Origin of the sequence: Pulveribacter sp., from assembly GCF_032079985.1 — a bacterium.
Taxonomy (GTDB): Bacteria; Pseudomonadota; Gammaproteobacteria; order Burkholderiales; family Burkholderiaceae_C; genus Melaminivora.
The window spans coordinates 1295989-1309328 of the sequence record NZ_DAMATK010000001.1 but is presented as its reverse complement, the minus strand read 5'-3'; the positions used below and the strand labels follow the sequence as shown (position 1 = coordinate 1309328).

Here is a 13340-nt window from a genome sequence, read left to right as displayed (position 1 = left end):
CTGAAAGCTCCCTGCCCTCACCAGCTTCTCGTCTCCTTGCATTCCTGTTAGTTACTAACGGATTCATCTATTGCACCCCGAGCCCGACATTCCCGGCCGAAGCCCAGCCCCCAGCGCTCCTTGCGCGACAATCGGCGGCCATTCTCGACACTGACGACGAAAAAACCCGATGAGCATTTACTGCGTAGGCGATATACAGGGCTGCGGCGACGCATTGGAGCGGCTGCTGTCGCACATCGGCTTTTCACCCAGCCGCGATACCGTCTATCTGCTGGGCGACCTGGTCAACCGCGGACCGGAATCGGCCGCCGTGCTGCGCCGCTGCATGGCGCTGGAAGGCAGCCTGTTGCCGGTGCTGGGCAACCACGACCTGCACCTGCTGGCCGTGGCCCACGGCGTGCGCCCGCCTTCGCGGCGCGACACGCTGGACGGCATCCTGCAGGCCCAGGACCGCGAGACCATGCTGCAGTGGCTGCGCCGTCAGCCCCTGGCGCGGCAGGTGGCGCATGGCGGCGGGCACTTCCTGGCACTGCACGCCGGGCTGCTGCCCCAGTGGGGCGTGCAGGACGCGCTGGGCCATGCCGCGGAGGTGGAGCAGGCGCTGCAGGGCGACGCCCTGCCTGCCTTTCTGACGCAGATGTACGGCAACGCACCGGCACAGTGGAGCGCCGATCTGGCCGGTGCCGACCGCCTGCGCGTCATCGTCAACGCCTTCACGCGGCTGCGCTTTTGCACGCCGCAGGGCCGCATGGATTTCGACAGCGCCGAGAGCGCCAGCCAGGCGCCGCCGGGACTGCTGCCGTGGTTCGACGCGCCACAGCGGCGCAGCGCCGGCACGCTGATCGCTTTCGGCCACTGGTCCACGCTGGGCCGTCTGGACCGCCCCGACCTGCTGGGGCTGGACACGGGCTGTGTCTGGGGCGGCTGCCTCACCGCCGTGCGCCTGGGGGCCACGCTGGCCGAGCGCGAGTTCTTCGAGGTGCACTGCCCGCAGGCGCAAGCGCCGGGGCGCTAGCGAAAAAATAGCTGCTTCCGCTTATTCCTGGCCGTTTTCAACCACTTTTATGGCTGAAAACGAGGCAGGGCAAGCGCCAGCAGCTATTTTTTTTAAGGTGAATGCTAGCTAGGCGGCCACGGGTTGCAGGCGCGCCGTCATGCCGGGCGACGTCCAGCGGGTGCCGTCCACGCCGGCCACCAGCAGTTCCACGCCCGGGTGGCGCACAGACCAGGCGGCGGCCTGGGCCGGGCCCTGCACCATCAGTGCCGTGCCCCAGCCGTTGACTTCGTCCACATCGCGCGCCAGCAGCGCCACGCCGTGCACGCCGTGCGTCGGCCAGCCGGTGCGCGGATCCAGCACATGGTGCAGGCGCCGACCCTGGTACTCGAAACCGCGCTCGTAGTCGCCCGACGACGCCACCACCGCGCGGCCCTGCAGCGCCAGCACGCCCAGCAGCCGCTGGGGCGCGGCCGGGTCGCGCACCCCCACGCGCCAAGGTTGCCCCTGGTTGCTGCCGGCCACCAGCACGTCACCGCCGCCGTTGACCAGCGCATCGGCTACGCCTTCGCGCGCCAGCACCTGCAGGCCGGCCTGCAGGATGGGCAGCTTGGCCACGCCGCCCAGGTCCAGGCGCATGCCGGGCCGGGCCAGATAGGCCGTGCCGGCGCGCTCGTCGAGCACCAGCGCGCGGCCATCCACCAGGCGCAGGCCACGGGCGATCTCGGCCGTGGCCGGTACCGCCTGCGGGGCGCCGCCGAAGTGCCAGCCGTCCAGCGCGCCGACCGTGGGGTCGAACGCGCCGGCGCTGCTCTGGTGCAGGCGCTGCGCGGTGCGCAGCACGGCCAGCACCTCGGGCGCCACGCGCACGGGCTGGCGCCCGGCGGCGGCGGCCAGGCGGGCAATGTCGCTGTCCGGCCGATAGCGGCTCATCAGCGCCTCCAGGCGCTGCATCTCGGCGAAGGCGCGCTCCATGGCCCGGCCCGCCTGCTGCTGCGTCACCGCGCCCGACAGCGGCACGGCGATGTCCACGCGGGTGCCCATCAGTTCGCGACTGTGCCGCGCCAGCGCCGGAGCACCACCGGCGGGCGCCGTGGCCGCGCCGGCCAGATGGGGCAGCCCGGCCAGCAGCGGCAGCGCCAGCGCAAAGCGGCGCCGCGACAGCTGGCCGCGCAGGGACGGCGTGCAGGGCAGATCAGCCTTCATGGTGCGCGCTCTCCTCCTGGTCAGCTGGACTGGCTGACCATGTAGTCGACGGCGGACTTGACCTCGTCGTCCGACAGGGAAGCGGCGCCGCCCTTGGCGGGCATCATGCCCTTGCTGCCGGTGAAGCCTTCGATGGCGTGCTTGTACAGCGTGTCCTTGCCCTGAGCGATGCGCGGACCCCAATCCTCCTTGTCGCCCGGCTTGGGCGCGCCGGCCACGCCGGCAGAGTGGCACAGGGCGCAGGTCTTGTTGAACACGCTCTTGCCGGCGTCCAGGCTGGCGACGGGCGTGGCGCCGCCAGCGGCGGCGGAGGCGTCAGCGGTAGGCGCTGCGGCAGGGGCGGATTCGGCGGCGGGAGCGGGCGTGGGCGTCGGCTCGGGCGCGGCGGCGGGAGCGGGGGCCGGAGCCTCGCTGACCGGAGCGGGCGCCGTGGGCGCGGGGGTGTCGTTCTTGCCGCAGGCGGTCAGCAGCAGGACCGAGCAGGCCAGGGCCATCGCGAGGGTTGTCTTCTTGTACATGAAAGCCTTTCTTTCTATCAGTGGTTGCAAACCGTTAGAGCGCCGCAGGGGGGCCGCGACGCGGCGGGCTCCGATCATGCGCTTTGCATGCGGATGCAGTGTGGGAGTTTTTCTAATATTTTTATTGATTCACATCAATTCAAAAAGAAACATTAGGTGTGAATATTTGCCCCAGCCCGTCCCGGCGGCCTATGCACCGCTTCTCCCCTGCCGCGCCGCGCGAACCACCGTTCTTCCCTGCCAATCCCCCGAGAGGACTCCATGAGCAACAAGACAGAGAATTCGACCAAGGAAACCGCCGGCCTGGGCCGTCGCCGCTTCCTCAACTCGGCCGCGCTGGCCGGCCTGACCGTGGGCGTTGCCGCGTGCAACGACAAGCCCGCTGCCGCGCCCGCCGCCAGCGGGGCCGCCGCTCCGGCACCGGCGCCCGCCCCCGTGGCCAGCGCCGCCGGTGGCACCAATGTCCACCTCAAGCCCGGCGAGCTCGATACCTACTACGGCATCTGGAGCGGCGGCCACACGGGCGACATGCGCATCCTGGGCCTGCCCTCGGGCCGCGAGATCCACCGCGTCCCCTGCTTCGTGCCGGACGCGCTGGTGGGCTGGGGCATCACCAACGAATCCAAGGCCGTCATGGGCACCAAGCCCGATGGCAGCCTGAAGTACACCGTCGCCGACACGCACCACACGCACGCCTCCTACAAGGACGGCAACTACGACGGCCGCTACGCCTGGATCAACGACAAGATCAACAGCCGCATCGCCCGCGTGCGCCTGGACTACTTCGTCTGCGACAAGATCACCGAGCTGCCCAACGTGCAGGGCTTTCACGGCATCTTTCCGGACAAGGCCGACCCGGTCGATCCGGCCATCAACTACACCACGCGCGTGTTCTGCGGCGGCGAGTTCGCCATTCCGCTGCCTAACAACGGCCAGGACATCAACAACCCCGAGAAGTACCGCTCGATGTTCACCTGCGTGGACGCCGAGAGCATGGAAGTGCGCTGGCAGGTGCTGATCGACGGCAACTGCGACCTGACGGCCACGTCGTATGACGGCAAGCTGGCCGCCACCAACCAGTACAACGTCGAGAACGGCATCCACTACGAGGACATGATGTCCGCCGAGCGCGATGCCTGCCTGTTCTTCAACATCGCCCGCATCGAAGAGGCCGTGAAGGCCGGCAAGTTCAAGACCATCGGCACCTCCAAGGTGCCCGTGGTGGACGGTACGCGCGAGTCCAACAAGGACCCCAAGACCGCGCTGACCGCCTACGTGAGCGTGCCCAAGAACCCCCACGGCGTGAACGCCTCGCCCGACGCCAAGTACTTCATCTGCGCCGGCAAGCTCTCGCCCACCGCCACGGTGATCGAGCTGGCCAAGGTGCTGGACTGGTTCGACGGCAAGATGGAAAAGCTCGACGACGCCATCGTCGCCGAGGTGGAAATCGGCCTGGGCCCGCTGCACACCGCCTTCGACGGCCGCGGCAACGCCTACACCACGCTGTTCCTAGACAGCCAGGTGGTCAAGTGGAACGTGGACGCCGCCATCAAGTTCCACGCCGGCGACAAGAGCGCCAAGTACGTGGTGGACCGCCTGGACGTGCACTACCAGCCCGGCCACATCAACGGCTCGCAGTCCGAGACGCGCGCCGCCGACGGCAAGATCCTGGCCGTGGGCTGCAAGTTCTCCAAGGACCGCTTCCTGCCCGTGGGCCCGCTGCACCCCGAGAACGAGCAGCTGATCGACATCAGCGGCGAGAAGATGGTGCTGCTGGCCGACCACCCGGTGCGCGGCGAGCCGCACGACTTCATCATCTTCAAGCGCGACCTGCTCAAGCCCAAGCAGGTGTACTCGCACGACGACTTCCCGCTGGCCATCACGGATCCCAAGGAGTCGGGCGTGACGAGGAACGGCAAGAAGGTCACGGTGAAGATCACCTCGCAGGCGCCGGCCTTCAGCCTGCGCGAGTTCACGGTGAAGAAGGGCGACGAGGTCACGCTGATCCTGACCAACCTGGACAAGATCGAGGACCTGACGCACGGCTTCGCCATTCCGAACTACAACGTCAACTTCATCGTGAATCCGCTGGAGACCAAGTCGGTGACCTTCATCGCCGACAAGCCGGGCGTGTTCTGGGCCTACTGCACGCACTTCTGCCACGCGCTGCACCTGGAGATGCGTACGCGGATGATCGTGGAGCCGTGATTCGGCACATCCCCCTGAGGCGCTGACGGGCCTTCCCCCTTCTCTGGCGCGCTGCGCGCTGGGAAGGGGGACGACACCGGCGGACTGGCAAAGCCAGATCCACGGTGTCTGCTGGGATCGGTCGCGCCAGTAATGGAGATCGCGCCCTCTTTTAAAGCCAAATTGGCTTCTAACGCTGACCAGGCAAGCGCTGGCAGCTATCAAATAAGTAGTGCCATGCCTGCCCACGGTTTCCGGTTCGCCGCTTTTCTCCTGGCCTTGCTGCTGTCCCTGCTGGCGCCGCGCGTCCATGCAGGTGCGTACGAGGCCGAGCTGCCGGCCAACCTGGCGACCGCGCCGGACATGTGCGCCCTGCTGCCCTGCGCCGAGGTCTTCCCGAAAGCGGGGCATTTCTCCGAGCGCAAGGGCCAGCCGCCCTACGTGGAGGCCTACGACGCCCCCGGCGGCACGCTGCTGGGCTACGTCATGCTGTCCACCGACATCACCGACACGCCGGCGTATTCCGGCAAGCCGGTGGTCACACTGATCGGCATGGACAAGGAAGGGCACTTCGTCGGCATCAAGGTGCTCAAGCACTCCGAGCCCATCCTGCTGCTGGGCATCCCCGAGTCGGCGCTCATCAACTTCAACAACCAGTACGTCGGCAAGTCGGTCACCGACACCATCGAGGTCGGCCCCTCGCGCCCCGACGAGAACGTGATCGGCGTGGACGCCATCTCCGGCGCCACCGTCACCGTCGTCGCGCAGAACCAGGTGGTCATGGCCTCCGGCTCCGCCGTGGCGCGCCAGACCGGCATCATCGCCCCCACGGTGCGCGAGCCGGCGCGCTTCGTCGCCAGCGGCCAGACGTACGACTGGGCCCAGCTGGTGCAGATGGGCGCCGTGCAGCGCCTGCTCGTCAAGCCCGAACAGGTAGGCCTGCCGCGCGGCCCCGAGCCCTTCATCGAGCTGTGGTTTGGCGACCTGAATCACCCCGACATCGGCACCAGCCTGCTGGGCAAGAACGGTTTTGAGAACCTGCGCTCGCGCCTGCACGAGGGCGAGAACGCCCTGTTCGTCATCAAGACGGCGGGCGACGAGTCCTTCAAGGGCTCGGGTTTCGTGCGCGGCGGCATCTTCGACCGGGTGCAGGTCAAGCAGGGGGCGGACTCGTTCACCTTCCGCGACCTGGACTCGCTCAACCTCTACGGCCTGGACGCGGCCGGCGCGCCGCGCTACACCGAATCGAGCATCTTCATCATCCGCTCGCCCTCGTTCTCGGCCGCCTACCCCTGGAAGTTCGCCTTCCTGGGCAACCGCGTGGACCGCGCCACGGGCCACCGCAGCTTCGCGGTGTTCGAGTCCAAGTACTGGCTGCCCGCCGCTCTGCTCGAAGGCGGCCGCCCGAAGGTCGAGGAGCCGGCCGCGCCCTGGGTGCGTATCTGGAAGTCGCAGGCCCTGCCCATCAGCCTGTTCGCGCTGCTGCTGGTGGCCGTCACGGTGGTCTACGCCCTGCGCGAGAAGCTCACCCGCCTGTCCACGCACAAGAACAAGTGGCCGGTCAACGGCTTCAAGTACACCTTCTGGGCCATCAGCATCTTCTGGATCGGCTTCGGCTACATGGCCCAGCCGTCCATCACGCAGGTGCTGACCTGGTTCCACTCCATCCTGTTCCAGTGGACCTGGTCGCTGTTCCTGTCCGATCCGTTCATCTTCCTGTTCTGGATCTTCATCATCGTCACGGTGTTCCTGTTCGGACGCGGGCTGTTCTGCGGCTGGATGTGCCCGTTCGGCTCGCTGCAGGAGGGCATCTACAAGATCTCTCGCGCCATTGGCCTGGGGCGCTTCCAGACCAAGCTGCCGCAGAAGTGGCATGACCGCCTGAAGTGGGTGAAGTACGCGGTGTTCTTCGTCCTGCTCACGGTGTCCATGTTCTCCATGGGCCTGGCCGAGAAGCTGGCCGAGGTCGAGCCCTTCAAGACCACCTTCCTGGTCGGTGTGATGAACCGCGCCTGGCCCTACGGCCTGTTCGTGGCCGCCATCCTGGGCGTGTCCATCTTCATCGAGCGGCCCTACTGCAAGTACATCTGCCCGCTGGGCGCCTCGCTGGCCATGCCCAGCACGTTCCGCTGGTTTGGCCTCAAGCGCAAGCAGGACTGCAACAGCTGCAAGGCCTGCGCCGTGGGCTGCGGCGCGCAGGCCATCGATGCCGATGGCCGCATCGACCACCGCGAGTGCCTGCACTGCCTGGACTGCATGATCCTGTACACCGACACCAAGGGCTGCCCGCCCCTGGCCAAGGAACGCAAGCGCCGCGAAAAGGACGGCCTGGAGATCACGCCCATCGGCAAGAACGGCTACTTCATCCCCATCCACCCGGCCAAGGTCGAGGACCAGATCCTGCCCAAGGCACGGGACGGCGTGGACCCGCGCATGCCCACCGACCCCACCCTGCCGGCGCACAAGCGCGGCGTGGGCTTCGTGCGCTGGCTGCTGCTGGAGCTGCGCGACCACCTGTGGCCCTGGAGCGCCGAGGGCTGGCGCAGCCAGCGCGCGCTGCAGATCGCCGGCCTGTCGCTGGCCGTGGCGGCCACCGTGGCCTGGGTCATGACGGCCCTGGGGCACCTGTCCTCGGGCGCCATCATCGGCTGGTGGTTCGGCTGGAGCGTGTACGAGGTGCTGATCCGCCTGTCGGGCCGGCGCTACGTCAAGGACGGCCCGTGGTGGCGCGACAACTACCGCATCGCTGGCATCATGGACATGATGAGTTACGTGGGCTTCAAGAACCTGATGATCGGCGCGGCGCTGTTCCTGGTGCTGCAGGCACTGGGCTTGTTCACCCCATGAAGGGCAGCATCACCCACTTAAGTGCGGCCCTGGCGCTGTGGATCGCCGGGGCCTGCCAGGCGGCTACCGTGAGCGTGCGCCCGGGCGACGACCTGGCCGCCGCCGTGCAGGCGGCGCAGCCCGGCGACACCGTGGAAGTCGCGCGCGGCCACTACCGCGCCAACCTGCTGATCGACAAGCCGCTCACCCTGCGCGGCATCGACCGCCCCACCATCAGTGGCGGCAACCAGAACGACACCATCCGCGTCACGGCGCCGGATGTGCTCATCGAAGGCCTGATCGTGCGCGACTCGGGTGACAGCCTGAAGGAGCAGAACGCCGGCATCTACATCTACCCCGGAGCGCACCGGGCCGTCGTGCGCCGCTGCGACCTGGCCTACAACCTGTTCGGTCTGTGGATCGAAAAAGCCGACGACGTGCTCATCGAGCACAACAACATCACCGGCAAGCGCGAGTACGCCTCCCCCCAGCGCGGCAACGGGGTGCAGCTGTACAACACCAAGCGCGCCAAGATTCTCAACAACGAGATCAGCTTCGTGCGCGACGCGCTGTACGTGGACGTCTCGCACAACGCGCTGTTCAAGGGCAACAAGCTGCACCACAGCCGCTACGGCACGCACTACATGAACTCCTACTACAACCTGTGGGAGGACAACGACACGTACTACAACCGCGGCGGCCTGGCGCTGATGGAGGTACGCCACCAGGAGGTGCGCAACAACCGCGCCTGGGGCAACTCCGACCACGGCATCATGCTGCGCACGCTGCAGGACTCGGTCATCGAGAACAACGTCGTGGCCGGCAACAGCCGGGGTTTCTTCATCTACGACGTGGAATACATCCACCTGAACGGCAACCTGATCGTGGACAACACCGTGGGCGTGCACCTGGCGGCGGGCTCCAAGAACAACGAGGTCGAGGGCAACGACCTGATCGGCAACCGCGAACAGGTGCGCTACGTGGGCGCGCGCGACGAGCCCTGGGGCACCAAGAGCGGCAACCACTGGAGCAACTACCTGGGCTGGGACCGCGACGGCGACGGCCGGGGCGATGTGCCCTACGAGGCCAACGACATGGTGGACCGCCTGACCTGGCGCCACCCCGCCGTCAAGCTGCTGCTGGCCAGCCCCGCGGTGCAGGCCCTGCGCCTGGTGGGCCGGCAATTTCCCATCCTGCGGGCCCCCTCGGTGGTGGACCCCCACCCGCGCATGCGGCCCGCCCATAACGACTGGAGCGAATGGCGTGGTAAGCGTTTCCCCGGCCAATGACCGTCCGGCCAGCGAGGCGCTGGCCATCCACCTGCGCGGCGTGAGCAAGCACTATGGCGCGCTGCACGCCGTCGACGGTGTGGACCTGGACATCCCTGCGGGCGAGATCTTCGGCCTGATCGGCCACAACGGCGCGGGCAAGAGCACGCTGTTCAAGATGATGCTGGGCCTGGTCACGCCCACGGCCGGCGACATCCGTGTGGCCGGCGCGCCGATTGCCGGGCGCGGCGCCCGCGCAGCGCGGCGCCAGCTGGGCTATCTGCCCGAGAACGTGGTGCTCTACGACAACCTGGACGGCCTGGAGACGCTGCGCTTCTTCGCCCGCCTGAAGGGCGCGCCGCTGAGCCAATGCCCGCAGATGCTGGAGCGCGTGGGCCTGGCCCACGCCGGCAAGCGGCCGGTGCGCGAGTATTCCAAGGGCATGCGCCAGCGCCTGGGGTTTGCGCAGGCGCTCCTGGGCAGCCCGCGCGTGCTGTTCCTGGACGAGCCGACCAACGGCCTGGATCCGCAAGCCATCCGCGACTTCTACGCCACGCTGCGCGAGCTGCAGGCCGGCGGCGTCACCGTCGTCATCACCTCGCACATCCTGGCCGAGCTGCAGGAGCGTGTGGACCGCCTGGCCATCCTGGCCGCCGGTCGGCTGCAGGCCGTGGGCAGCGTGCAGCAGCTGCGCGAACGCACGCAGATGCCGCTGACGGTGGAGCTCCAGGTGGCAGAGGCCGACCGCCCCGCCGCCGCCGCCGCGCTGCTCCATGCCACGGGCGTGCAGCCCGAAGTGATGGCCACCGGCCTGCGCCTGCAGTGCATGCGCGAGCACAAGATGGCCGTGCTGGCGGCGGTGGCCGCCCTGGGTGCGCGCGCACGCGACGTGAAACTCATCGAACCCTCGCTGGAAGACGTGTTCTTCGGCTTTTCTGCCTGACAAAGCCCGACATCCATGGAACTGTCCCAGATCTTCACCATCGCGGCCAAGGAGTTCCGCGATCGCATGCGCAACCGCTGGGTGCTGGCGGTGGCCCTGGTGTTCACCGCGTTCTCCCTGGTCATCGCCTACTTCGGCGGCGCGCAGCAGGGCCAGGTGGGCTTTCGCTCCATCGAGTTCACCATCGCCAGCCTGGTCAGCCTGGTCATCTACCTGATTCCGCTGATCGCCCTGCTGCTGGGCTTCGACGCCATCGTGGGCGAGCGCGAGCGCGGCTCGCTGGATCTGCTGCTGGCCTTGCCCATCACCCGGCTGGAGCTGCTCTTGGGCAAATACCTGGGTCTGGCGCTGGCGCTCACGCTGTCCACGCTGACCGGATTCGGCTCGGTGGCGCTCCTGCTGTGGCGGCATATGAACGCCGCCGCGCTGTACCACTACGGCGGCTTCATCATCTCGTCGGTGCTGCTGGGCCTGGCGTTCCTCAGCCTGGCGGTGCTGTTGTCGGTGCTCGCACGCGAGCGCACGCGCGCCTCCGGCCTGGCCATCGCCACGTGGTTCTTCTTCGTACTGGTGTTCGACCTGCTAGTGCTCGGCCTGCTGGTCACCACCGGCGGCCGCTTCGCGGGCGATGCCTTCGCCTGGCTGCTGCTGCTCAACCCCGCGGACGTGTTCCGCATCCTCAACGTGTTCTCGCTCGAGGACGTGCGCACCCTGTACGGCTTGGCCAGCGTCGTGCCCGCGTCGCTGGGCAACCCCCTGACCATGGGCGGCGTGATGCTCGCCTGGATCGTGCTGCCCCTGGCGCTTGCCAACTGGAGATTCAAGCCATGAACTGCCACTGCATGAACCGCCGCCGCGCCCTGGGCCTGGCCGCCCTCGCCGCCCTGTCCGCCACCGGCCTGCTGGCCGCCTGCGGCGACCAGGGCGCTAGCAGCCAGCAGGCGCTGGCGCCTCTGGAGATCGACCGCGGCACGAGTTGCGAGCTGGACGGCATGCTGCTGGCCGACTACCCCGGCCCCAAGGCGCAGGTGGTCTTCGCGGGCCAAGACAAGCCCTCGTTCTTCTGCGACACCGTGGAGTTCTTCAGCACCATGCTGGCCGGCGAGCAGGTGCGCGCCGTGCGCGCCGCCTGGGTGCAGGACATGGGCCAGGCGAAGTGGGAAGAACCCCAGGGCCACTGGATCGACGCCAAGGGCGCCTTCTACGTGCTGGGCAGCAAGCGCCACGGCTCCATGGGCCCGACGATCGCCAGCTTCGCCCAGGAGGCGGACGCCACGAAGTTCGCTGGCGAGTACGGCGGTAAGGTCATGCGCTATGGCGACGTCAAGCCCGACATGGTGGACCTGAGCGGCGGCGCGCTGCACGACACCCGCATGTAGGCCTTGCGACCATGGCCGCCATCGCCCTCGTCCACCGCCGCGCCTGGCTGGCCGCCGCCCTCGTCGGCGCGGCCGGCGCCGCCGGCGCGCTGGGCTGGCGGCAGTGGCGGGCCCTGGCGCCGGGCGCCGGCGCGGCCGGGCTGCCCGAGGACGACGTCTGCCTGGTCGCCCCGGCCACGCCCTACGACCCGGCCAGCGGCCTGGACCTGGCGGCGGCGCGGCCCCTGCCGGCCGGCGCCCGCTGCCCGGTCTGCGGCATGTTCCCCGAGCGCGCGCCCGAGTGGGCGGCGCAGCTGATCTTCGAGGGTGGCGACGCGCACTTCTTCGACTCGCCCCTGTCGCTGTTCATGTACCTGCACGAGCCCCGGCGCTACAGCCCCGGCCGCGCGCCGCAGGCCATCGCCGCGCACTACGTCACCGACGCCGGCGCCGGCCCCGGCACGTGGCTGGACGCGCGCCGCGCCTGGTACGTGCACCGCTCCAGCGCCCGCGGCCCGATGCGCGCGGGCAACCTGCCGGCGTTTGCCACACGCGAGGCGGCCCAGGCCTTCGCTCAGCGCCGCGGCGGCCGCGTGCTGGGCTACGGCGAGGTGGGCCGGGACCTCATTGCCTCGCTGGCGGGCAGCGGCGGCCACGGGGTGCACTGAGGGCAGCCCGGGCAGGCACCCGGCTTGCTACTGAAAAGATAGCTATCAGCGCTTGACTGGCGGGCGATGAAGCCGTTTTTCATGCATTTTTTGTCCCCCTACAGCGACTGCGCCAGCCGCTGCAGAAAGCGCTCGCAGGCCTGCAGCTGCGCCAGCTCCACGTATTCGTCGCTCTTGTGCGCCTGCTCGATGGAGCCCGGCCCGCAAACCACCGTCGGGATGCCCGCCTGCTGGAACAGCCCCGCCTCGGTGCCGTAGGCCACCTTGCGCGTGCCCTGGTCGGCCGTCAGCGCGCGCACCAGCTGGGTGATGGCGGCGTCCTCGGCCGCCTGCAGCGCCGGGGCGGCGGCCACGGGCTCGATGTCGATGCGCGCGCCCTCGTGCTCGCGGCGCATGCGCGGCAGCAGCTGGCCCTGCACGTACTCCTGCACCTGCGCCTGCAGCCACTGTGGCGACATGCCCGGCAGGTTGCGGAACTCGTAGCTGAATTCGCACAGGTCGGGGATGGTGTTCACGGCGATGCCGCCGCGGATCTCGTTGGTGGTGAGGGTGGTGAAGGGCACATCGAAGAACTCGTCGTATGGCCCGTGCGCCGCGAAGTGCTCGGCCAGGTCGCGGATGTGGCATATCAGCCGCGCCGCGTGCTCGATGGCGTTGCTGCCGCGCGGCGTGAGCGAGGAATGCGCCGCCCGCCCGTGCACCCGGCAGCGGTACAGGTTGATGCCCTTGTGCGCCACCACCACCTGCATGGACGTGGGCTCGCCCACCACGCAGCCGTCAAAACGCGCGCCGCGCCGTACCAGCGCGTCGATCATGACGGGCGCGCCCATGCAGCCCACCTCCTCGTCATACGACAGCGCCAGGTGCAGCGGCTGGCGCCGCGGCAGGGCCAGGAACTGCGGCACCAGGGCCAGCGCCACGGCGATGAAGCCCTTCATGTCGCAGCTGCCGCGCCCGTACAGGCGCTCGCCGCGCTGCGTCAGAGTGAAGGGATCGCTGCTCCAGGGCTGGCCATCCACCGGCACCACGTCGGTGTGGCCGGACAGCACCACGCCGCCCTGCACGCTGCCGTCCTGCGCCGGCAGGGTGGCGAACAGGTTGGCCTTGGTGCCATCGGGCGAATGCATCCGCTCGGCCTGCACGCCCAGGCCCGCCAGGGCGCCCTGCACGTGTTCGATGAGGGCCAGGTTGGAATTACGGCTGGTGGTGTTGAAGGCCACCAGGGTCTGCAGCCATTGAAGGGAGTTGTGCCAGGTCATGTGCGCATCATGCCTGGGAGCGGACGCCGGCGCAGGCGTGCCGCCCAAGCTATCAAAAAAAGAGCTGCCAGCGCTTGCTTGGCAAGCCCTGGCAGCTGTTTTGATGACTAAGG

11 protein-coding genes are annotated in these 13340 nt (G+C 68.6%); 8 read left to right on the top strand and 3 right to left on the bottom strand.

Annotated features, from left to right (window positions below):
• Nucleotides 1-169: 169 nt before the first annotated feature.
• Nucleotides 170-1015, top strand: coding sequence for a symmetrical bis(5'-nucleosyl)-tetraphosphatase (locus RT282_RS06065; protein ID WP_313312488.1), 846 nt, complete (start codon nucleotides 170-172; stop codon nucleotides 1013-1015).
• Nucleotides 1016-1123: 108 nt separating this feature from the next.
• Here RT282_RS06065 and RT282_RS06060 read toward each other — a convergent pair whose 3' ends face one another.
• Nucleotides 1124-2200 (bottom strand): FAD:protein FMN transferase, encoded by a 1077-nt coding sequence (locus RT282_RS06060; RefSeq protein WP_313312486.1) that lies wholly within the window; start codon nucleotides 2198-2200, stop codon nucleotides 1124-1126.
• A 20-nt stretch (nucleotides 2201-2220) separates the two neighbouring features.
• Nucleotides 2221-2718: a c-type cytochrome gene (locus RT282_RS06055; protein ID WP_313312484.1), complete on the bottom strand. Its 498-nt coding sequence runs from the start codon at nucleotides 2716-2718 to the stop codon at nucleotides 2221-2223.
• A gap of 261 nt (nucleotides 2719-2979) precedes the next feature.
• On the opposite strand from RT282_RS06055, the gene nosZ reads away from it, so the two are divergent.
• From nosZ to RT282_RS06020, 7 genes are all read left to right on the top strand, one after another.
• Nucleotides 2980-4926, top strand: a complete 1947-nt coding sequence (gene nosZ, locus RT282_RS06050) for a TAT-dependent nitrous-oxide reductase (RefSeq protein WP_313312483.1) — start codon at nucleotides 2980-2982, stop codon at nucleotides 4924-4926.
• Nucleotides 4927-5142: 216 nt separating this feature from the next.
• The gene (locus RT282_RS06045; RefSeq protein ID WP_313312482.1) at nucleotides 5143-7752 is read left to right on the top strand and encodes a 4Fe-4S binding protein; all 2610 of its coding nucleotides are present in this window, start codon (nucleotides 5143-5145) and stop codon (nucleotides 7750-7752) included.
• Nucleotides 7749-9020: a nitrous oxide reductase family maturation protein NosD gene (locus RT282_RS06040; RefSeq protein ID WP_313312480.1), complete on the top strand. Its 1272-nt coding sequence runs from the start codon at nucleotides 7749-7751 to the stop codon at nucleotides 9018-9020. The genes RT282_RS06045 and RT282_RS06040 overlap by 4 nt, the downstream gene beginning before the upstream one ends.
• Nucleotides 8995-9942, top strand: coding sequence for an ABC transporter ATP-binding protein (locus tag RT282_RS06035; protein WP_313312477.1), 948 nt, complete (start codon nucleotides 8995-8997; stop codon nucleotides 9940-9942). The genes RT282_RS06040 and RT282_RS06035 overlap by 26 nt, the downstream gene beginning before the upstream one ends.
• 15 nt (nucleotides 9943-9957) lie before the next feature.
• Nucleotides 9958-10773, top strand: a complete 816-nt coding sequence (locus RT282_RS06030; protein ID WP_313312475.1) for an ABC transporter permease — start codon at nucleotides 9958-9960, stop codon at nucleotides 10771-10773.
• Nucleotides 10770-11321 carry a nitrous oxide reductase accessory protein NosL gene (locus RT282_RS06025; RefSeq protein WP_409519456.1) on the top strand — a complete coding sequence of 184 codons (552 nt, stop codon included), beginning with the start codon at nucleotides 10770-10772 and terminating at the stop codon, nucleotides 11319-11321. Before RT282_RS06030 ends, RT282_RS06025 begins: the two co-directional genes overlap by 4 nt.
• 11 nt (nucleotides 11322-11332) lie before the next feature.
• Entirely contained in the window at nucleotides 11333-11968 is a 636-nt protein-coding gene (locus RT282_RS06020; protein ID WP_313312470.1) for a nitrous oxide reductase accessory protein NosL, read from the top strand.
• Between the two features lie 98 nt (nucleotides 11969-12066).
• Here RT282_RS06020 and argE read toward each other — a convergent pair whose 3' ends face one another.
• Nucleotides 12067-13227 carry an acetylornithine deacetylase gene (gene argE / locus RT282_RS06015; protein WP_313312468.1) on the bottom strand — a complete coding sequence of 387 codons (1161 nt, stop codon included), beginning with the start codon at nucleotides 13225-13227 and terminating at the stop codon, nucleotides 12067-12069.
• Nucleotides 13228-13340 lie beyond the last annotated feature (113 nt).